Here is a 21,127-nt window from a genome sequence, read left to right as displayed (position 1 = left end):
TTCGCGTCGACGAAGCCAATCGACTGCGTCATGACAAGCCGGCCCGAAAGGTCATCAAGCAGGCGCGTTGGCTGCTCCTGCGCAACCCGCAGAACCTGAAAACACCGGAGCAACAGGTCCGCTTGGAAGATTTGCTGGCGGCTAACCAAGCGTTGATGACGGTCTATTTGATGAAGGCTGAACTCAAAACGCTCTGGGCGCCAAGTACCGCCTGGGGCTGGAGATCAGCCTGGAAGCAATGGCTGCGCCACGCTCATGAAAGCGCGATACCGGCTCTGATCCTGTTCGCCAAACGGCTAAAGGGTTACTGGCGGGGCATCGTCAGTCGGGTTCGCTGGCCGATGCACACGGGTCAGCTGGAAGGCATAAACAATCGAATAAAGGTCATCAAACGGATGGCGTACGGTTACCGGGATAGCGAATTCTTTTTCATGAAGATCAAGAGCGTGTTTCCCGGCAATCCGTGATGAACCTTTTTTATGGGTGCTGGATTCAGGCGGTTTTCTTGTCTGGCCGATGATCGACGAAGAACGGTTTACCCTTGGCCACCCGGTCCGATGCGCGTGGCATGTTGACCGCCTGAGTGTCCTGCGGCTCGACATACCAGTAGCAATGACTGACTGCGCGGGTGATCCCGACGTAAGCCAGGCGCAGGATTTCGTCTTTCTGCGCGCTGTCATACGGTTCGCTGTCGCCGGCCTTGCCCAGTCCGGCCATGCGATACACCTGATTCTTGTACGGTGAACTGGTCAGATGCTGGCAATCACCCAGCAGGAAAACCGCGTCGGCCTGCAGGCCTTTGGCGCTGTGATAGGTCAGTTGCTTCAGGCGTCGAGACTCGTACGGCAAGCTCGAATCAACATTAACTACAGACTGAATATGCTGTTCTATCAATGATTTATCGCTACTTTTTCGATAAAGCATCAGGATTGAATCACCCTTTCGATAGTGTTCCGCCAGGCGCAGGCCGAGTGCCTGATCGTCGCGCTCCAGCACGTTGACTGGCTGTAACGGCCTTTCTACGCCGCTGGCCTTGGCCTTCTTGCCGGCAATCGCCGGTGCTGCCCGGACGATGTGCTCTGCTGCATCGATGATGTGCTGATGGCTGCGATAGTTGTCGCTGAGCATCACCCGGGTCGTGCTCGGCGACGGGAACTCCTTGTTGAACTCCATGAAGTAGCTCGGCGAACTGCCGCGCCAGCCGTAGATCGACTGCCAGTCGTCGCCGACGCAAAGCAGCGATGATCGCTGCGCCCCGCGTCCGACGTGCATGGCCGGGCCGCGACTGCGGATTTGCGAGAGGCTGGCGCGGATCCACGAGACAATCTGCGGCGAAACGTCCTGAAACTCATCGATCATCAGGTGCGACATCGGCCGCAGCAACTCATCGCTCAGCAATTTGAAGTTTTCCGGTGAGTGCTCGCTGAACAGGGCGAACATCCGGTTGTAGGTCATGACCGGCGGCTTCTGATCCAGCAAGTGATCTTCCAGCGCTCGCCAGAACAGGCTTAAAGCTTCGAAGAAAAACCGGTCCGGATCGTCCTTGGCGAAACTCATGCGGCCAACGGCGTCTGGAACATCCAGACCCAGGTTCTCGATGAAGCCTGCGGCAGCGACAAAACAATCGAGCAACGGCGCGGATGCCAGCTCGCCCTTGACCTTGTAATCGAAGCCGGGGCCGGCGCTGACATCACCTGCAAGCGTGGCCAATAAACGTTTTGAAGACTCGTAACTATCAAGCCAAATCAATGGCTTACGAAAGAAAGCTTGAAATAGGGTGCGCTTTACGGCCCACTCCGCGCGTACCGTCAGTTTGGCGTTTGGACGACAAACCTGAGGACTTTCCCGTGGATCGAAGCCCAGCACGACCCAGGCATCCAGGCTCGGAAGGTAGCCGTGACAATGGAACGATGCGCCGTTGATTTCGAATGTCTGGCGGCTCGGCTCGATGCCCTTGATCGGCCAAGCCCCGGCGCGCAGCCACATGTCCTCGATCATGTCGCACAGCTCTTCATCGCGGCGAGCCGCCAGCTCTGTTACTGCCACCCGTTTTTGCACGTCCGGGTGATCGCGCTCCAGCTCTTTAAGCTGCAACGCGTGGCGGGACAATGGCTGGATCAATTGCGCGAAGCGCGGGTCTTCGTGGTAGAGACGGTGGTAGCAGGCGTTGAGCTGCTGGCGCTGAGCGTCGTTGATGCGCAGATCGAACGGATTACTGTCGACGTCTTCATCCGCACCGGGCGCGCGGTGACTGAGGTTTTCGAATGCCTGCAAGCGCTCGAACCCCGGCAGACTGCGGACCATCGGCAGGATTCGCGAGTGAAAGGTGCGCACCAGATCCTTTGCGTCTTTCTGACTCAATGCCCGCCCCCACAATGCGAACAGTTCGATCAGTTTGTTGATGAAGTCCTTGCGCGATTCGCGGGTGAACGTCACCACGGTCATCGAATCAAACTCAAAGCCCAAGTAATGAGTCAGCAGCAGGATCCGCAGCACCAGCGTGGTCGATTTGCCGGCGCCGGCCCCGGCAATCACTGACGTTGACGGCGTATCGCTGAAAATCATCTTCCATTGCGCCACGCTCGGCTGAGCGTGAACTGGCAACAGACGCGCGACGTCGGCCTTCATGCGTTTCTTCAGTTCTGCGCTGAGCGGCAGACGCCAGTCGTCGAACAGATGATTGTCGATACTCGGCGGGCGATGCTCGGTATTGCGGCTGTCGCGGATCAACAAAACCTGGCGGCCTTCTTCCAAACCGTCAGCCTTGCCCTCCTTGTACCCGTAATCCACGCCGGCGGTATGCCCGCTGCGAAAGCCGTCGGCCTGGCCGTGCAGCCACGAGGCCCGATGCTGGGCGCGCAGTTGCGTCAGACCGTGGCCAAGGAAACGCGCCGCCAGGCGTTTGAACCAGGGCATCTCGGCCAAGGGACGAAGTTCGGGAGGAAGATCGGGGATGTGTTGCGCCACGCTGACGGACTCCGGATATGAGGCTGTTGGGGCTAATGGTGTCTGCATTTGCTTTTTTGTTCTAGCGAAATGCTTACAGGTCATTGGTTTAGGCGATGAACTGAAAGTGGGATAAGACGGTTTCGAGCTTTTCTCATATCAATTGATTCGATTGGAATGCCGCACTTTTTACGCTTTTTATCGATTATTGACTGATAGATGATGGCCCTCATCAATCACCGGTCTCGCTTCGTGGCTCAGGCATCACGCCCCATGACGAACCTTTTGAGGAGACGATCATGCTTGAACTCAGACCTTTCAGCTCGCTGGGCGGCGCCCATCACGGCTGGTTGGATGCCCACCACCATTTTTCGTTCGCCGAGTACTACGATCCGCAACGCATGAGCTGGGGCAACCTGCGCGTGTGGAACGACGACATCATTGCTGCGGGCACGGGCTTCCCTACCCACCCACACCGTGACATGGAAATCATCACATACGTACGTGAAGGTGCGATCAGCCACCAGGACAACCTGGGCAACAAGGGCCGTACCGAGGCTGGCGACGTGCAAGTGATGAGCGCCGGTACCGGGATCGCCCACAGCGAATACAACCTGGAAGCGACGGACACCAAGATTTTCCAGATCTGGATTCTGCCGACCGAAACCGGTGCACCACCGTCCTGGGGCGCCAAACCGTTCCCGAAAGGCGACCGCGAAGGCTTCGTGACCCTCGCCAGCGGCAAGGAAGGTGACGATCAGAGCCTGCGTATTCGCGCCGACGCACGTTTGGTGGCGGCCAATATCAAGGCCGGGGAAACGGCTGAATACCGCCTCGATGCCGGACGTCGGGCGTATCTGGTTCCGGCGACAGGTGTCATTGAAGTCAATGGCTTGCGCGCGCAAGCTCGAGACGGTGTGGCGGTAGCCGATGAACAGATATTGACCGTCACGGCGCTGGAAGACAGCGAGATCGTGTTGGTGGACCTGGCCTGACCGGCGAATCGCGGGCACAAAAAAGGGCGACCACCGGGTCGCCCTTTTCCGTTGCCTGGTTTTACCTGGTGCTGATCGCACCGTCCACCAGGGTTTGCGCTTCGGCCACCAGTTGCTTGAGGTGGTCGTCGCCGATGAAGCTCTCGGCGTAGATCTTGTAGATGTCTTCGGTGCCCGACGGACGTGCAGCGAACCAGCCGTTTTCGGTCATCACTTTCAGACCGCCGATGGCCTGATCGTTGCCAGGCGCATGGCTGAGGATGCTCTGGATCTTCTCGCCCGCCAGCTCGGTCGAGGTGACCTGCTCCGGCGACAGCTTGCTCAGCAGGGCTTTCTGTTCAGGATTGGCCTTGGCGTCGACACGCACCGAGAACGGTTCGCCCAGCTCGTCGGTCAGTGCACGGTAGGCCTGGCTTGGGTCGCGGCCGGTACGGGCGGTCATTTCAGCGGCCAGCAGGGCCGGGATCAGACCGTCCTTGTCGGTGCTCCAGACACCGCCGTCCTTGCGCAGGAACGAGGCGCCGGCGCTTTCTTCGCCGCCAAAACCCAGCGAGCCGTCGAACAGGCCGTCGGCAAACCACTTGAAGCCGACCGGCACTTCGTACAGGCGACGGCCCAAGCGCTTGGCCACGCGATCGATCAGACCGCTGCTGACCACGGTTTTACCCACGGCCGCATCAGCGCGCCACTGCGGACGGTTCTGGAACAGGTAATCGATCGACACCGCCAGATAGTTGTTAGGAGCGAGCAAGCCGCCGGACGGCGTGACGATCCCGTGACGGTCGTGGTCCGGGTCGCAGGCGAAGGCCACGTCAAAGCGCTCTTTCAGGCCGATCAGGCCTTGCATGGCATGGCTGGACGATGGGTCCATGCGAATCTGCCCGTCCCAGTCGACGGTCATGAAACGGAACGTCGAATCGACTTCCTTGTTCACCACGTCCAGGTCCAGACGATAGTGCTCGGCAATCGCTGACCAGTAGCGCACCCCTGCTCCACCCAGTGGGTCGACGCCCAGGCGCAGCTTCGCGCCGCGAATGGCTTCGAAGTCAATGACGTTGATCAGGTCGGCCACGTAGGTGTTGACGTAGTCGTGGCGATGGGTAGTGCTGGCCTTGAGCGCTTGTTCGTAGCTGACGCGTTTGACGCCGGCCAGTTTGTTGGCCAGCAGTTCGTTGGCCTTGGCTTCGATCCACTTGGTAATGTGGGTGTCGGCCGGGCCACCATTGGTTGGGTTGTATTTGTAGCCACCGCTTTGAGGCGGGTTGTGCGACGGAGTGATGACGATGCCGTCGGCCAGGCCGGTGGTGCGACCACGGTTGTAGCAAAGAATGGCGTGGGAGACTGCCGGGGTCGGGGTGTACTCATCGCCTTCGGCGATCATTACCGTCACACCGTTGGCCGCCAGCACTTCCAGGGCGCTGGCCCCGGCCGGGGTCGACAACGCATGCGTATCGATACCGACGAACAGCGGCCCGGTGATGCCCTGGGCGTCGCGATACAGGCAGATCGCCTGGCTGATGGCCAGCACATGCCATTCGTTGAAACTCAAATCAAAGGAACTGCCCCGGTGTCCGGAGGTGCCGAACGCCACGCGCTGGGTGGAAACCGAGGCGTCGGGTTGACCGGTGTAATACGCCGTAACCAGTCGCGGGATGTCGACCAACAGTTCTGCCGGTGCCGGTTTGCCCGCAAAAGGACTGAGTGTCATGCAAAACCTCTGAAATAGAGTGGTTCAGGAAATTACAAGGGAGTTTACTGGCAGTTTGTCCGGAGTGCGATGGGGTCTATTGCATACAGGCCGGGCGTTTGCGCACATCCGCCCGCGGAGCCAGTCGTAACGCATCCCCAAGCAGTCCGACAAGTCTTAACAACTCGAGTTCGGCGCTGCCGGTTACACTCAGGCGCAGGTTCTGTGCGTGCAGCCCCTGAAGACTGAACAGCTCTCCCGGTGCAATCAGCACGTGTTGTTTAAGCAGACGCTGAAACACGGCATCCATTGTGATCGGGCGCGCAGAATGCAGCCAGATCGTGGCGCCACCCTGAGGTTCGATGATCTGCACAACATCACCCAGGCGCTCACGTATCAACTCGATCCATCGCGTCCGACGCTCCTTGAGCATGCGCTTGAGTACCGGCAAGTGCTGGTCGACCCGCCCGCTCCCATAGAGTCGGGCAATGGCCTTCTGGCGGATCGGTGACAGACGAAACGAACGCAACAGGAAGTGACGCTGCAGATCGGCGCGCCATTGTCGCGACAGGACAAACCCGTAGGGCGCTTCAACCCCGATGATTTTTTCGAACATGGAAAAAACCAACAGCCGGTCGGGATCCACCAGTTCGCGCAGCGGCTCACCGCCATCGTCGTCCAGCAACTCGCCATGACAATCATTCTCCAGAACCCAGGTGCCATGATTCGCGAGCAACTGCGCGACGGCCTGGCGACTGTTCTGGGGTATACGGCTGCCGTGGGGCATGTTCAGTTTCGAAGACAGCAGGATCAACCGCACCCGCTCGGTTTCGAGCATTCTCTGCAGTCTCTGCAGATCGAGTGCCCCGTCTGGCTCAATCGGGAGTTCGATAACCCGGACTTCGGCAGAGTCCAGCAGACGCAGGAGCATCCAGTCACAGGGCGATTCGACAACTACGGTTGCATGGCGCAATTCGAGAACGGCGATCAGGATTTCCAGCACGCCTCTCAGATCGGCACCGATGTAGACATCCTCGGCGTGCCAGCAATGTTTCGCCGATGAGGTGTAGCGCGCCGCCAGCAACGTGCGCAACTCCAGCTCGCCGCAAGGCTGGGCGGGCGCCTGCAAGTGCTGGGGATACTGGCGCAACAGCTCTCGCTCGAGCGTCAGCAAAGGGCGATCCAAAGGCTGAACCAGGGCCGGCTCATCCGCACTCAGTACCTGCATGCCAGCGCATCTGGCGTTGACGTAGACCGTTTCCAGCAAATCACTGCCGCGCCCTGGCGGCATGATCGTCGATGTTGTCTGTGCAAAGTAACCGGACTTGGCCACGGAATAGACCCGGCCTTCTTTCTCCAGCAGTGCGTAGGCGTACTGAATGGTCGAAATCGATACGTTCAACCGCTCGGCCAGTTGCCTTAACGATGGCAGTCGAATGGGTCCCTGAATGCCCGGTTCGTTAATCAGTTGCGTCAGGTAGCGATAGACCGCCTGATAGGCAAAATCGGACGCCTGCGACTCACTCATGAGCAGATGCCCGCGGGCGCGTTCCCGTGACGGAGCAGCAAAATCGCACTCAACCTTCCGCCGATCGGTCACTCGTAGCGACCTCGTGCTCGGGCCGTTCATGCGTCTTCGCAACATGATCGCCCATCCGGATTGCATCCATCGCATACAACCGGCAGATCAGCCGCAAAGGCATACCGCTGACATCGGTCATCCATTGCAAGACTTGCTCTGGCGCGTGCAGGCCTTGCATGGCACGGTGCAGATCCGGCATGGCGACCAGCATGCCCGGATGGCAGGTGCGCAGGAAGCGTTCAAGGCCGGCGCCGGCATTGATGAAAGGCGCGAACAGCAGGCAAACCAGCTGCGACTCGTTGAGGCCGACATTCTTTTGCAGCGAGGCCGCTGCCTGCGACCGCTGTCCGGCGAGATCGGACAGATTGCAGAATGTGGCGATGAAACGTTCGCAGATCTGTTCGGGTGTGTTCCTGCGGCGCATCGTCGCCAGGTATTGCTGCAGATAGTCCGATACACCGGCTTCATAGTTGCGCCCTTCGATATAACTGGCTTGCAACCCCTTGAGGTAGGCACCGACCAAGGGGTCGGTGCATTCCCCGGTGCAGGCTTCAAGCATCAGGTCATCGGCCTGGAACCCGAGGAAATCGCTGAGCAAGGGCCAGCGCTCCTCCATTTTGCCGACGACCATATCGTCGATGCCGATATAGCCGGTTCGACGGCAGGCCTCGAATTCGCCGAGCGGTCGCCAAGGTACCCGGTCGTCCTGGGAATAGAGTTCGCGATAACAATCGCCACCGATGCTGTCGAGCAATCCGAACAATTCATCAAATCCTCCCCCCTTCCGCGCCAGTCCGCCAAGGCCGGCCTTGCGTACCGCCCGATCAAGGCCGTCGATAAATTGCTCCTGACGACGTGCGTTGTCGCTACTGATCAAAGCGTCGACACCGTTATTCCATCGGGCGACCTGACCGTAGAACTCGGCAGTGGTCAGATACAGGTCGTCCCAGAGCGTGAGGTCCTCATTCCATCCACGACGGTGCCCTATCATCAGCAGGTTGAGTCTGCCGGCCTCGCGCCCCTCGTCGCAAACAGGCGCCAGATGGTTGAACGGCAGGATCTCGCGATGATCCACCATCAAAAGCTCGACCCTTGGATCGTCGTGCAGGAACAGTGCACTGAAGCTGCGATGCATGTTGTGCAATGCCGAAGCCGGTACGCCATTGCAACGCAGTGTGGCGACCCGCAAGTGGAAGGTGGCGGGGGCTCGCCCGGCGATGCTCAGTTGCGCTGCGCGTAACAAGGCCAGACTGTAGCAACAGTCGCGTGTGCCGGATTGGGTCACCAATACCTTGAATTCACCGATGCGCTCCATGCCCCCGGCGGCAACCGCAATGCGCTGGATCAACAGCTGCAAGGCCGTGCGCTCGGCACGGGAAAAGAAACTCAGCAGTCGCTGCAATACTTGCTGGTAGACATAATTCATTGCCTGATCATGGATCGTGCTCATCAGTACTTCACCCGGTATCAAAGTTTTTAATCACGCACCCACGCGGGGCGAGCGCGCAATCAGTCTTCATTAATTAATAGACGCTGAAATGCTAACACTTAAGTTTTGTAGTTATTTGAAACAGTTAAGCGCGTGGCATTTCGTCATCGCGACCGACATGAGCGCAAGCCCAGACACTGCGGGGCTTTCAGTAAGTTTCAGGTTTCCTAGGAAACTTCTTACAAGTCCCTGCACATAATGAGCACAAGAAAAAAAGAAGGGATTACATGACACCCCTACAAACTTTAAACAGAAGTTTGAATCGCGACAATAAACAGCCGATCGAGACTGTACGGAACAAATAGAATGCACAGACATGGCTCATTCCTTGAGATGAAAGTAGTCATTCAATTATCAGGGTCTGGAGGGCAATTAGAAGATACAGATCACGAGCAAAAACCAGTTCAGTTGCTGAACTTCCCCGGGTATCAGGCCCAGGGTTTCTCGATGTCTGAAGGATAAAACGCACAAGAGTCCGTGGGGCCACGGACTCTGACAGGAAAGGTCAGGCAGGTTCGATTTGCAGGGCAACCCGCTCGCGGCACGGACACTCGTCCATGTAGCGGTGAGCTTCGACAAACTCGTTGAACGGGAACACCCGGGTCTTGAGCGGCAGCAATACTCGGTCAGACGTGAGTTGATTGATATCACGCAAGGCACGTTGCAAGGCGACGTGGTCCTGGATGATGCCCAGCTCCGGCTTGCCGGTGAAGTTGCCGATGCAATGCACGAAGAACTGAATATTTTTCTGGAACGCTGCGCAGGCCGGGAACGGCGTCTGGTTGCCACCCTGCAAGCCGTACAGCACCAGGCTGCCACGTGGCGCGAGCACATCGCCAAGCAACGACATCTGTGGCCCACCGAGACCGTCGAACACCACGTCGACGCCGCGGTTGTCGGTGATCTTGTTGATCCGCATCAACAGGTCTTCTTCTTCGGTGACGATCACTTTCTCGGCACCGAGAGACAGCAGGTATTCACGCTCTTCCGCCGTTTTGGTGGCAGCAATTACCCGCACACCCAGCGCCTTGCCCAACTGGACAAAGGACGGCCCGGCACAGTGACTGGCGTCGGTCACCAGGGCGAACTGCCCGGGTTTGACCCGTGCCAGATCAACGTATCCGAAATAGGCGATCAACAGCGGTGTGTAATGCACGCTGGCTTCAATCGGGCTGAGCACGTCCGGGTACCGGGTCAGCGCGGTGCGCGGCAGAACGATCAGCTCGCCGTAGACCGGATAATCATTGGGGCTCTCGGCCGGGAAGCTGGCCACCTTGTCGCCCACCGCCAGATCTTCGACGCCCTCGCCGACCGCGGTGACCACGCCGGCCATTTCATGGCCCAGACCGGAAGGCAGGCGCGCCTGGGACGATGCCAGATTCTGACGCCAGAGCGTGTCATACCAGCTGATGCCGATCGCCTCGACACGCACCTGCACTTCGCCAGGACCTGGCTGAGCAGCCGCATGCTCTTCGCATTTGAGCACCTCGGCCGGACCAAACTTGTGAAAACGGATCGTGCGGGACATCGCAAACCTCGTCAAAGTAACCTCTAATGCCCTGAACTCTATCTGGGCTTTCCAGCCAAGACTATCAGTGGCTATTAATAGTCGACATGCCTGTCATTGATTCCGCAGCATGGCCAGCATTGAAAAAATCCATGAAAAATCTGCTGCCGCCTTCTCAGTAAAGCTGAATTACCCGGTGCAGAGTACCAGCCTTTCCCCGTAAGATTCATGCCGGCCATTGTTCTCATATGGTCGCTCTCGTCAAGCTTGATGACTCTGCCAGGACTCCAGATGAATCGTAATGACCTGCGTCGTGTCGACCTCAACCTGTTGATCGTGTTCGAAACGCTGATGCATGAGCGCAGCGTGACCCGTGCGGCGGAAAAGCTGTTCCTCGGACAACCGGCGATCAGCGCGGCGCTTTCACGCCTGCGCGGCCTGTTCGACGATCCTTTGTTCGTGCGCACCGGACGCAGCATGGAGCCTTCCGCCCGCGCGGTGGAAATCTTCGCCCTGCTCTCCCCGGCCCTGGACTCGATTTCCACCGCCGTCAGCCGCGCTGCCGAATTCGATCCGGCCACCAGCACTTCGGTATTCCGCATCGGCCTGTCGGACGACGTCGAATTCGCGCTGTTGCCAATGTTGCTCAAACGCTTGCGCGCCGAAGCGCCCGGCATCGTGCTGGTGGTGCGTCGCGTCAACTACATATTGATGCCCGGCCTGCTCGCCTCCGGCGAAATTTCCATCGGTGTCAGCTACACCACCGATTTGCCGGCCAACGCCAAGCGCAAGGTGCTGCGCCGCAGCGCCCCCAAGTTGCTGCGCGCCGATACTGTACCGGGGCCGCTGAGCCTGGACGATTACTGCGCCCGACCGCACGCGCTGGTGTCGTTTGCCGGCGACCTCAGTGGTTTCGTCGATGAAGAATTGGAAAAACTCGGACGCAAGCGGCATGTGGTCCTGGCCGTGCCGCAGTTCAACGGCTTGGGGACGCTGCTGGCAGGCACCGACATCGTAGCGACCGTCCCCGATTACACGGCGGATGCCCTGACAGCGGCTGGCGGCTTGCGCGCCGAAGACCCACCGTTGCCGACGCGTACGTTTGAATTGCACATGGCGTGGCGGGGATCGCAGGATAATGATCCGGGGGAGCGTTGGTTGAGATCGCGGATTCAGATGTTTTTTGGGGACCCCGATAGCCTGTAATGGAGTTCCATTAAATTCCATAAAATCGTTTTATAACAACAACTTATTGGTTATTCCAGTCCGCTGCCGTCTGTCTAAATCCAATGGATTCCACGACTCATGGGGGCATAATTGGGGGCAAATTTCGGTTCCTTAAAAAGGATGCCCCCACCGATGCCCCCAAATAATGCAGTCGTTTTCAGACGAAAACTAAGCGATGCCTTCATCCGCTCGCTGACCGAATGTGGCAAGCATGCCGACGGCGAAGTTCCTGGTCTCTACTTGGAGGTAAGGGCGTCGAGCAAGGTCGGCAAATCCCCTTCCAAGGTTTGGCGATTGAAGTACCGGCTGTATGGTAAGGAAAACCGCTTCTCCATCGGCGCTTACCCCGACATTGGTCTCAAGGAGGCGCGCGACATTGCCCGCGGCGCGCGCCGCGACGTGGCTAACCACACCGCACCGCTCAAGGCCAAGACCGCCAAGATCGAAGCACACCTACTCAACGAGGTGCGCACCTTCGAATACGTAGCCAAGCAATGGTTGACGTTCAAGTCTGCCGAGCTGGTAACCAAATCCATCGCGGGGTTTAACGGAGCGCTGAACAACCACATCTTGCCCGCGATCGGTAAAAAGCCGGTCAGCGAGATCAAGCTGGAGCACATCACCACAATCATTACGGAGTTGCGCCGCCAGCGCACCATGGCCATGGCCCGGCGCGTACGTACCATAATCCGTGCCGTCCTGGGCTTTGCCGAGGGGCGCGGATGGGTGGAACGCAATGTGGCGCTCAGCAACATTGAGGAGTTGAAGATCCGCCATGTCGTGACCAGCAACCCAGCGATCGAAAGGCCAGCCGACCTAGGCAGGTTTCTTCTACGCCTTGATGACTGCAACGATGGCAGCGTTGCCACCGCCATGCGCCTGCTGGTCATGTTGCCCGTCCGCCCAGGCGAACTGGTGCAGATGCGCTGGGAAGATGTCGACTTGGTGGGCGCAGATTGGCGTTATGTGGTAAGCAAAACCAAACATCTGGACAAGAGCAAACATATCGTGCCGTTGCCTGAACAAGCCTTGGTTCTGTTACGCGAGCTACATAAAACCCGCGTGGTGGATGAAGAAGGCAAAGGCTGGGTGTTCGTCTCGCCGGTCTATCCGGGACGCCCCATAAACCCGACCTCCATGCTCAAGTCCTTTCAGCGTATTTGGCCAGAGTACGACATCACGGCCCATGGCTTTCGTGCGACCTACAGGACCATTGCCCACGAGCACTTGGGCATCGATCCAATTGTGCTCGAACTGTCGTTATCCCACCGGATGCCAGGGGCGCTAGGGGCTGTCTACGCGCGCGCCCAACTGCTGGTAAAACGCAGGGAGGCGGCTCAACAATGGGCTGACTATTTGGATCAGTTGCGGCAAAACGCTGCGCGAATAACCACAGATTGACCATACAGAGAATACAAATTAGGAGATTGGAGCGGGAAACGAGACTCGCATCTGGCGTCCGACCCATTGAAATCTAAAGGGTTTATTTTCTTGCCGAAGCAGGAAAGACTCAATTCTGGACTTGTTTTTGGGGTGTATCAAGGGCCAAGACGGAGGTGATTCAGCGAACGACCACCACGTCCCAGCTCTGAGCCAGTTGCCTGACATTAGTGGCGACTGAATAGTCCTAGCATGGAGTTTTTTCAAAACACAGTGCCAGACTACTTATGTCCACATCCGAAAGCTTGCCTGCCAGGAATCGTACTTTTAGCCACGACCTCAGGTAGGCATAACGCGCCTGGGCCAGATTGCGGAGCGCATCGTAGTATCGCTGCTCGTCATCCAGAATATCGGAATTGACACGCTCCCCGCCCGCCACGCTTTTTTTCATTGTCACGGTCAATTCCTGAGCCGAATTTACGGCAAGCTGAAAAGCTCGCATTTTGGAAAAGCTGCCGCTGTGACTCACCGGACGTTGTGGATCAATCAATAGCCATTGATTACAAATGCAGGCACGATCCGTACTTCAACGCTCGTGCCCGCATGTCTGATTCAGATCAATTGAGATAGCTTCAACGCGACGCCCATGTCGCCGTTCACCTTCAACTGCCCCTTCATAAAAGCCATCGTTGCTCCCTGCCGACCGGACAGGAGATCAAGGAAGGTGTCTTTTGAGCACAATAACTGACAGGTCCCCTTCTCGTCCGAATCCCAGGAGACGTCCTGCGTATCTGTCGTACTCGTTATTACGATCGCAGAACCGTCGTTGAACTCAACGCGCGCAACAGCTCCCAGGACACCTTTTGTCAGAACCTTTTTTAGCCCTTCGGTAATGATTTGATCGCTCATAGCAGACTCCATGACATTGAAATGTTAACGGATTTACGTGGGCAAATTGCGGAAAACCAAGCCTTCATACCGCACAAGAGGACTGCTTGACCAACCATAACCTGCTGTAAGTCAGATTATAGCGTTCAGACAAGGCTCGCAAGTCAGTCAGTAAGGTAGGGATCAATTCGACGATTTGACCGCACTGAAAGCGAATGAGCGCTCATCATGCGGTTGAAACGGGTACGAAGAAACGCACGCAACGCGGGGGAAAGAGTCTCGATGACCGCTCGACTCGTGTACGAATCCAGAGACCGCTCGTCCATTTCAGGCAGACAGAGCACGACTGCGTGCCCCACCTGGCAAGCCAACTCAACAATGAACGAACTACGCCGGGTGGGCTATGCATTCTAAACAGTGCGCCGTGAACGAGTGTCAGGATACCTAGATATCAAACTACAACACGCCCCCTTAGACCGCTATTTAGCTCCGAGGACAGCCTTGGGATTAATTAAGCGCATCGTTTCAGGAAGAACATTTCGTAAGTAACCAATGATAGCCTTCATTGTCTCTTCGAATGTTTCATCATCGATATAACCACGAGCAGAATATGCCCCCGACCAAAAAGCATCGAGAATCTCTCCCGCGTACATAAAGTTTTTTTCTAGACCAGGAATATCCGGAACCATAAAGACGCGCTTCAGGTTAACCAATGCAGCCTGCCCCAAGGTATCACTACCCTGCATATTCGCCACGCGACTTTTCCTATGTAAAGCTGGCCCCAACAAAATCTCGCACATCGGGCGATTCGAATTAAAATGTACTCGAGCTGCATCCAGACTAATACGTGTCCACTCTTGCCAAGTGCTGACCTGTTGATCGACGAGCGTTGTTTGCGCAGCGATTATCTGCCCCGTTATAATATCATTATAAATCCTGTTCAGCTCAACATGAACCGCCGCCACCGTATTAAACAAGTAGTGCACAGAGGCAGGACTAATCCCAGCCTCCTTGGCAATATCATATAAACTAATATCTTCAATATTGGCGGCATTCAACAATCTTTGGGTAGCATCGAGAATCGATTGGTATCGACGCCGACTTCGCTCCTGAGTTGGAACTCGAGGAGTCCGCAGCACCTCCGCAGTTCGCCCCTTTCGATGTGACGCCTTAGCGCGAACTACCGGCACATCACCATCATCACCGCCACCTGAATAATTTTCGTCCACTTTACTTACCTAATTTGAATTTCTGAACTTTTTCCTGCTTTATTTTAACCGGAGCTAGAGCTTAGTAAGCTACTTTATAAAGATACCACGACACTTGAATTTATGCGGCAAAAGGTCGCGCGCGCACCAGTTTAATCAGAATAGCATTACCCCTCGCATGCGCGCCGAGCTGCTCGCTGGCCGCTTCGAACGCCGGCCTCCATGTGAACGCCATCATAATCATTTCCCGCAAAGGAGATGCCCTCAAGCGTCTGGGCATGCCTCTTGAACTCAAGAATTTTGCGATAAGCACCAGGGACGTATCTCGCGATCCCCCACGAGTGCCTTATCACCCGGGCCTCATCCACCCACCCAGATATTCCAGGAAAAAATGCTTCCATATCCCGCAAAGCCTGGGAAACAACAGCGTCATCCGTTTGAAAAAAAAGGTTGGTTGAGCTCGGATAACTAGACCACGCTGAAATGATCGCCTTACCACTAGGTACCATGTAGGGCGCTTTCCTACTGTGATTAATCGCCATATTGAATACCACATCCCGATAGGGATGCCCCATGTATACATAAGCTTCGGACGAAACCGGTCTATCCAGAAAAAAATAAACCAATACAAATGGAGCACTGGGACATTCATACAGAAATTCTTTTGCAACACTTAGTTCATCGGGAAGAATTTTGGCTGCCGCCTCAATTGGGCATGCAACAATTACATGATCACACTTGAGTATTCTCCCGTCCTCAAGAAGAACCCCGTCGACACGCCCTCCCGTTGTCAAAATTTGCGCGGCCGAATTAGAATATTGAACCGACACCGATGATGCCAAGCGCTCAGCTAGCGTTACAATTCCCGTACGAAGCCCAAAAACCTTTGTCGAAAGCGCGAGCCTCATTGAATTAATAGCATGGTAAAGGCTGGTATCAGAGAGAGTTGTATTTGTCATTGCATGCATCATTGGTCGAAGCAGAAAATCGTGAAAATCATCACCCGCCCAAGAAAATGCGTCCTCCGCAGAAACATCATCATATGAGGGAATATCTCGAGAAATCTCGAATTGAGGAAATCGCTTTGCAAAAGCAATATAACGAGCAGCAAACCAGGAAAAGTCCCGGACACCACGCGCATTCATCAACTTTATCACGCCTAAATCCCTATCCGGGATACGGAGTGATCCGCTTCGATCAAGAAATGAAACCTTGCCTTGCAAAGGCATAAGCTCGCTCTGTAAACCCACTTGATTTATTAGACTGAGCATCTCTGTGTAGTTCGAATGAATTCCCTGTGCACCGACCTCCACTGAATCCCCGTGACGTGTTAAGCGCCGGATCCGTCCACCAGGTCGCTCAGATGCCTCGAGGACAGTCACCTTTCGACCACGCTTGCTCAAAGCAGCCGCAGATGCCAACCCAGTGATCCCAGCTCCAATCACAATAATGTGTCCGTCTTTCATGCTTCATCGCCCCTTCATCGCAAAGCTCCCACCTCGCTGATCCGCGATGCTACCACTATAAGTTGACTAACATCAGGTTTTATATGAAGCTGATGCAAGCGCCCACGGTGGGCACATCTGCGCGAGCAACCGCCAAATAAGAGTTTCAAGACAGGGGTAGGGTGAGATGAAAAACGACGAGACCGAATACCAAAAATCGTGGTTCACGACAAAGACAGGGCTGAAGCTTTTCTACCGAGACTACACCTCAAAGGGTTCTGAAATTCCGGTGATCTGCCTACACGGATTCATGCGCAACTCTCGTGACTTTGAGGATCTGGCCCCTCACCTGTCGACAGGCAGGCGCGTCATCGCGCCTGACCTGCGTGGGCGCGGGCGATCCGACCGTGCCACCGACGCCGAGGGATATCACTTTGATCTTCTAATCCAAGATACGTGGGAGCTCTTGGATCATTTGGAGATCAAGCGCGTCGTGATCATCGGTACAACACTGGGCGGCCTAATGGCCATTGAAATGGCAGGGCAAAACCCCGAGCGCGTTGCGGGAATCGTGGTTAACGATATTGGAGCAGAAGTCCCCTTGGCAGCGCTCAAACGAATGGCCAGCCATGCAGAAAATGCAGACTACTCATTCGATGAAGCTGTCGCGAGAGTAAAAGAGCACAACGAGGCTATTTACCCCGGGCTGGAACAGAGTGAGTGGAGTCGCTTGATGCTGCGCGCTTACCACGAGACCACTACTGGCCGTTACGAGCGAGATTTTGACCTGCTTACGATGCGCGAATCTGCGCGCATGCAAGCAAAACGACCAGAATTTTGGCTGGAGTTTGCCAAAGCGAGCGCAGTACCGGCTGCGCTAATAAGAGGAGAGCTATCGGATCTGCTTACCGCCGATATCGCTACACGCATGCTGGCCGTGAATGCTTCTGCGACGCTTACCAGCGTGTCAGACCGAGGACATCCTCCCTTGCTGGATGAGCCGCAGTCGCTGACGGCGATCACTGATCTTTTACAGCGCGCATCAAAAAAGGTTTGAGGGAATGCGAGCCAATTCTAGAAATGAGGATGCATGTATGACCCCAGCCGAAATACAGGCATGCCAATGGGATGCAATCATCGTTGGGACTGGTATTGGGGGTGCCACTCTCGGTTATAGCCTCGCGCAATCCGGAATGAAAGTGCTCTTCTGCGAAAAAGGAATGGATCATCTGAGCACCTCAACTGCCCTTACGGGCGATTGGACAGAAACCTTGTTTGAACGCGAATGCGAGGGTGACTCCTATGCGAATTATCTCAAACGTAGCGGACGGTTATCGGACCCAATATTTGAGCTGAGCGGAATAACAAGCAGAGCCGTCCTCCCCATTTTGGGTGAGGGTACTGGAGGGTCCAGCACGCTCTACGGCATGGTCATGGAGCGTTTTTTCCCTTCCGATTTCGAGCCCGCCAAATACGCTAAAGCAGCGACACAAGCCCAGGTTCCGGAACGGTGGCCAATCACAATGGAAGAACTGGAGCCCTATTATTCCGAGGCAGAAGCGCTTTACCGTGTAAAAGCGACTCGTGATCCCTTACGTCCTGATACAGAGTGCCGGTCGATCCTCTCACCACCCTCTTACAGTCCTGCAAACTCAGAGCTATTCGAGTACCTGAGCGCCCAAGGATGCAACCCCTACCATGTGCCAATGGCGTGCGACTACAAACCAGGCTGTCGAGAGTGTATTGGCTTTATCTGCGAGAAACGCTGCAAGGGGGACAGCGTAAATATTTGCCTGGAACCGGCATTGCGTGAACATGGAGCGGTCCTTGCCGATAACTGCGACGTCCTCAAGCTAACCACTGAAAATACATGCGTCACGACTTTGCACTGTCGGTGGAATGGCGCCGATGTCACCTTGCGTGGCAATACGATAATACTCGCAGCCGGCGCCATTGGTACGCCAGCATTACTATTGCGTTCAGCCTCCAAGGCATGGCCGCATGGACTCGCGAACGGATCGGATCAGGTCGGACGGAACCTGATGCGTCACCTGTTTGACTATTACGTTGTCAAACCGCGAAAGTCCCCACATGAGAGTGATTTAGTCAAACAACTGGCCTGGAACGACCTCTATATCAGCGACGGCGTAAAATTGGGTACGGTGCAATCCAATGGCAATCTTCCTCCCCCACGCATCATTGCGCGTTCAATGAAGGAAGACATCTCTCGCCATTCATCAGTGCTCGGATTTATCGCATCCAAGTTTTTGCCGGTTATTGAGCAAGCTGTAAAAGCCTCGCTTAAAAAAACGATCGTTTTCGCATCGATCATGGAAGATTACCCATACCCGGATAACCGACTCACGCTTGGAACTGATGGCAAGGTCGTCATTAACTATTCGATCCATGAGAACGACAAAGAACGCCTAGAACTATTTCGAGATAAAATAAAGAAGATTTTAAAAAAGTACCATCCAAAATTAAATCAAGCGGCACAAAAAAATAGCCTCCTGGGCCATGTCTGCGGTACTTGTCGTTTTGGTGAATCACCTAAAGACAGTGTCCTAGACCGCTACAACAAGGCGCATGAGCTTGATAATCTCTACGTCGTAGATAGTTCATTCTTCCCGACAAGCTCCGGCACAAACCCCTCACTCACAATTGCAGCCAACGCACTTCGGGTAGCGGAACACATCCTCAAAAATCATACAAACCCAACACCTTGCCCCACCACACTCTACAAATAAAATATATGGAGCCTCTATGAAAACCAAGATAAATAAAATTGATCAACTGGGATTCATTGTTGACAATATCGAAGAAGCCGCCATGCACTGGGTTAACACTTGCGGAGTCGGACCATTCTTCATTCATCAAAATGTTGAATACGAAAAATTCACTTATATGAATGAAGACACACCCGTACAATTGACACTGGCGTTCTCCTACATAGGTTCCATAATGTTGGAGTTAATCTATCAACACAACGATGCGCCGTCAGTCTACACAGCCCTCAAGCACCGCAGTGGCAATGGTCTCATTCATGTGGCAAGTTTTTGTGATGACCTTGAAATCATAACTAACTCTCTAACGCCAGAGGATATCATTCAATATAGTTCGACACCCGACGGAGTAGAAACCATTTATTTGAACACCGAACATCACAATGGCGGGCTCGTTGAGTTTATAAAAATGCCCGAAATATACAAACCAATCACTGAGCTCTTCCAAAAAACGGTAGCCAATTGGAACGGCGAACGACCTTTGCGCTACATCGATCCGACAAATCCTTTTGCCGTATTAGATCTCTGAGATTGCTCAGCCTAATATAGTGTTTTCATCATTCTATCAAAGAGATGCTTACCATGTTACATAGGAGTCGTTCGCATTGGTTTGAATCAGCCCTGCTATACCCACCCAACGAACCGTTGAAGCAATCGGTTGAGGTCGATGTATGCGTCATCGGTGGCGGTATCACAGGGCTATCGACGGCCTACCACGTTCGTAAGATTGATTCGAACGCTTCTGTGGCGCTGCTCGAGGGAGAGGTCATAGGGTTCGGTGCAAGCGGTAGGAATGCTGGCCAGCTTATCATTGCGTTTGGGGAGGGCGATTTCCGGGCGCAACTAAAGCGTTACGGCGAGAAACGATTAGCCCAAGCGTATCACTATGTCCATGAAGGCTTGCAGATGATTGAGGATCTCATCCTAGAGCACGATATACACTGCGATTATGAACAAACCGGCTATTACGAAATGGGATTAAAATCGAATGGCGATGGTGCAGTAAATGACTACATAAAATTCTGCAAATCGATAGGGCAAGCAAGCTACCTAGAAAGCATCTCCGCCGAACAAGTAGCACTAGAATTCAACAGTCCATACTTCGGCAATGCATGCTTCGATTCGCGGGGAGGTCAACTTAACCCGTTGAAGCTGCTTCACGGACTAAAGAACGCTACAGAACAGCTTGGTGCAAAAATTTATGAACATAGCCCAGCAGTTAGTATTGAGCGAGACTTAAACGGGATTACCGTTCGCACAGGCAGCGGAACCGTTCGTTGCGCAAAATTAGTTCTTGCCACAAATGCGTATTCACATTTGATTCATGGTTTGCAAGATCTGGGCACAACCCGCATGCAATCCCCTGTATTTGTCTACGCCAATATTACCGAGCGGCTTACCGCCGAGCAATGGCGCGAACTGAAATGGCCTCGACGATGTGGGGTCAATATGATGTCGAAGCTATTCTATTCTTTTGCCCCAACATCTGACGGCAGGCTTTTGTATGTCGGTAATTACTATGCGGCGGTGCCAAGCGGAAACGAAATGGCCCTAGATATTAGCAAGGGTTTTATGTTGGATGGGCCACAGCACCTCCAGTCGTTCTTCCCAGCACTAGCAGGAGTGCGGACTGAGCAGAGCTGGGGGGGCCCAATCTCAACAACAAGGGATTACATTCCGCACGTCGGGTTGCTTGAGGACGCGCGAATTGGTTATGCCAATGGCTGCTGGGGGCATGGTCTTCCCATTGGTGCGCATAACGGGCGAACACTTGCAGAACTCATGCTTGAAGGATCCACTGATAGTACATTGTCTTGGTTGGTTACCCGAGACAAACTAAAATGGCCGAATCGCTTTATCACATCGACCGTCGTAAAGGGATTGTCGGCGGTGATGCGCCACGACATACGCAAAGCGGGTCAAAAAATGAATCCAAAATTTACTTTCACTAACTGAAAATAATTCACTAGACACTCCACTTAGATTTAGA

At 54.9% G+C, this 21,127-nt stretch carries 17 protein-coding genes; 8 read left to right on the top strand and 9 right to left on the bottom strand.

Annotated elements, in window-relative coordinates:
- Positions 1-467 (top strand): transposase (locus tag L6D81_RS08705; RefSeq protein ID WP_236178730.1); only part of this gene is annotated, 467 nt, incomplete at its 5' end.
- Between the two features lie 25 nt (positions 468-492).
- Here the strand turns inward: L6D81_RS08705 and L6D81_RS08700 are convergent.
- Complete coding sequence (locus tag L6D81_RS08700) at positions 493-2,967, bottom strand: UvrD-helicase domain-containing protein (protein WP_236178729.1); 2,475 nt, start codon at positions 2,965-2,967, stop codon at positions 493-495.
- Between the two features lie 278 nt (positions 2,968-3,245).
- Here L6D81_RS08700 and L6D81_RS08695 point away from each other — a divergent pair, with 278 nt between their 5' ends.
- The gene (locus tag L6D81_RS08695) at positions 3,246-3,941 is read left to right on the top strand and encodes a pirin family protein (protein WP_236178728.1); all 696 of its coding nucleotides are present in this window, start codon (positions 3,246-3,248) and stop codon (positions 3,939-3,941) included.
- A 61-nt stretch (positions 3,942-4,002) separates the two neighbouring features.
- On the opposite strand, the gene pgm is transcribed toward L6D81_RS08695, so the two are convergent.
- From pgm to L6D81_RS08675, 4 genes are all read right to left on the bottom strand, one after another.
- On the bottom strand, positions 4,003-5,649 hold the full coding sequence (gene pgm, locus L6D81_RS08690) for a phosphoglucomutase (alpha-D-glucose-1,6-bisphosphate-dependent) (RefSeq protein WP_236178727.1): 1,647 nt from the start codon (positions 5,647-5,649) through the stop codon (positions 4,003-4,005).
- Between the two features lie 76 nt (positions 5,650-5,725).
- On the bottom strand, positions 5,726-7,156 hold the full coding sequence (locus L6D81_RS08685; protein ID WP_236178726.1) for an aminotransferase-like domain-containing protein: 1,431 nt from the start codon (positions 7,154-7,156) through the stop codon (positions 5,726-5,728).
- Between the two features lie 49 nt (positions 7,157-7,205).
- On the bottom strand, positions 7,206-8,660 hold the full coding sequence (locus L6D81_RS08680; protein WP_236178725.1) for a hypothetical protein: 1,455 nt from the start codon (positions 8,658-8,660) through the stop codon (positions 7,206-7,208).
- 544 nt (positions 8,661-9,204) lie between these two features.
- A complete protein-coding gene (locus tag L6D81_RS08675) occupies positions 9,205-10,227 on the bottom strand; it encodes a zinc-dependent alcohol dehydrogenase family protein (RefSeq protein ID WP_236178724.1) in 1,023 nt (340 codons plus the stop codon).
- A gap of 270 nt (positions 10,228-10,497) precedes the next feature.
- Between L6D81_RS08675 and L6D81_RS08670 the strand changes: the two genes are divergently transcribed.
- Positions 10,498-11,412: a LysR family transcriptional regulator gene (locus tag L6D81_RS08670; RefSeq protein WP_011334079.1), complete on the top strand. Its 915-nt coding sequence runs from the start codon at positions 10,498-10,500 to the stop codon at positions 11,410-11,412.
- A 153-nt stretch (positions 11,413-11,565) separates the two neighbouring features.
- Complete coding sequence (locus L6D81_RS08665; RefSeq protein WP_236178723.1) at positions 11,566-12,834, top strand: tyrosine-type recombinase/integrase; 1,269 nt, start codon at positions 11,566-11,568, stop codon at positions 12,832-12,834.
- 226 nt (positions 12,835-13,060) lie between these two features.
- Here L6D81_RS08665 and L6D81_RS08660 read toward each other — a convergent pair whose 3' ends face one another.
- From L6D81_RS08660 to L6D81_RS08645, 4 genes are all read right to left on the bottom strand, one after another.
- Entirely contained in the window at positions 13,061-13,270 is a 210-nt protein-coding gene (locus L6D81_RS08660; protein ID WP_236178722.1) for a hypothetical protein, read from the bottom strand.
- 155 nt (positions 13,271-13,425) lie between these two features.
- Positions 13,426-13,722, bottom strand: a complete 297-nt coding sequence (locus L6D81_RS08655; protein WP_108538181.1) for an SCP2 sterol-binding domain-containing protein — start codon at positions 13,720-13,722, stop codon at positions 13,426-13,428.
- A 458-nt stretch (positions 13,723-14,180) separates the two neighbouring features.
- On the bottom strand, positions 14,181-14,930 hold the full coding sequence (locus L6D81_RS08650; RefSeq protein ID WP_236178721.1) for a TetR/AcrR family transcriptional regulator: 750 nt from the start codon (positions 14,928-14,930) through the stop codon (positions 14,181-14,183).
- A 146-nt stretch (positions 14,931-15,076) separates the two neighbouring features.
- Positions 15,077-16,375, bottom strand: a complete 1,299-nt coding sequence (locus L6D81_RS08645; RefSeq protein ID WP_236178720.1) for a protoporphyrinogen/coproporphyrinogen oxidase — start codon at positions 16,373-16,375, stop codon at positions 15,077-15,079.
- Positions 16,376-16,541: 166 nt separating this feature from the next.
- On the opposite strand from L6D81_RS08645, the gene L6D81_RS08640 reads away from it, so the two are divergent.
- From L6D81_RS08640 to L6D81_RS08625, 4 genes are all read left to right on the top strand, one after another.
- On the top strand, positions 16,542-17,411 hold the full coding sequence (locus tag L6D81_RS08640; protein WP_236178719.1) for an alpha/beta fold hydrolase: 870 nt from the start codon (positions 16,542-16,544) through the stop codon (positions 17,409-17,411).
- A gap of 37 nt (positions 17,412-17,448) precedes the next feature.
- The gene (locus L6D81_RS08635; protein ID WP_236178718.1) at positions 17,449-19,101 is read left to right on the top strand and encodes a GMC oxidoreductase; all 1,653 of its coding nucleotides are present in this window, start codon (positions 17,449-17,451) and stop codon (positions 19,099-19,101) included.
- A 16-nt stretch (positions 19,102-19,117) separates the two neighbouring features.
- On the top strand, positions 19,118-19,666 hold the full coding sequence (locus L6D81_RS08630; protein WP_108538186.1) for a VOC family protein: 549 nt from the start codon (positions 19,118-19,120) through the stop codon (positions 19,664-19,666).
- Positions 19,667-19,782: 116 nt separating this feature from the next.
- Entirely contained in the window at positions 19,783-21,093 is a 1,311-nt protein-coding gene (locus L6D81_RS08625; RefSeq protein WP_236178717.1) for an NAD(P)/FAD-dependent oxidoreductase, read from the top strand.
- Positions 21,094-21,127: the final 34 nt, after the last annotated feature.

It is taken from the genome of Pseudomonas sputi, from assembly GCF_021603585.1.
Lineage (GTDB): Bacteria > Pseudomonadota > Gammaproteobacteria > Pseudomonadales > Pseudomonadaceae > Aquipseudomonas > Aquipseudomonas sputi.
This window is presented reverse-complemented; position numbering and strand designations above follow the sequence as displayed.

What these genes read in the sequence shown, in the direction of transcription:
- L6D81_RS08695 (WP_236178728.1), top strand. Translation starts at nt 3,246, where the DNA reads ATGCTTGAACTCAGACCTTTCAGCTCGCTGGGCGGCGCCCATCACGGC.
- pgm (WP_236178727.1), bottom strand. Translation starts at nt 5,649, where the DNA reads ATGACACTCAGTCCTTTTGCGGGCAAACCGGCACCGGCAGAACTGTTG.
- L6D81_RS08685 (WP_236178726.1), bottom strand. Translation starts at nt 7,156, where the DNA reads ATGAGTGAGTCGCAGGCGTCCGATTTTGCCTATCAGGCGGTCTATCGC.
- L6D81_RS08680 (WP_236178725.1), bottom strand. Translation starts at nt 8,660, where the DNA reads ATGAGCACGATCCATGATCAGGCAATGAATTATGTCTACCAGCAAGTA.
- L6D81_RS08675 (WP_236178724.1), bottom strand. Translation starts at nt 10,227, where the DNA reads ATGTCCCGCACGATCCGTTTTCACAAGTTTGGTCCGGCCGAGGTGCTC.
- L6D81_RS08670 (WP_011334079.1), top strand. Translation starts at nt 10,498, where the DNA reads ATGAATCGTAATGACCTGCGTCGTGTCGACCTCAACCTGTTGATCGTG.
- L6D81_RS08665 (WP_236178723.1), top strand. Translation starts at nt 11,566, where the DNA reads ATGCCCCCAAATAATGCAGTCGTTTTCAGACGAAAACTAAGCGATGCC.
- L6D81_RS08655 (WP_108538181.1), bottom strand. Translation starts at nt 13,722, where the DNA reads ATGAGCGATCAAATCATTACCGAAGGGCTAAAAAAGGTTCTGACAAAA.
- L6D81_RS08645 (WP_236178720.1), bottom strand. Translation starts at nt 16,375, where the DNA reads ATGAAAGACGGACACATTATTGTGATTGGAGCTGGGATCACTGGGTTG.
- L6D81_RS08640 (WP_236178719.1), top strand. Translation starts at nt 16,542, where the DNA reads ATGAAAAACGACGAGACCGAATACCAAAAATCGTGGTTCACGACAAAG.
- L6D81_RS08635 (WP_236178718.1), top strand. Translation starts at nt 17,449, where the DNA reads ATGACCCCAGCCGAAATACAGGCATGCCAATGGGATGCAATCATCGTT.
- L6D81_RS08630 (WP_108538186.1), top strand. Translation starts at nt 19,118, where the DNA reads ATGAAAACCAAGATAAATAAAATTGATCAACTGGGATTCATTGTTGAC.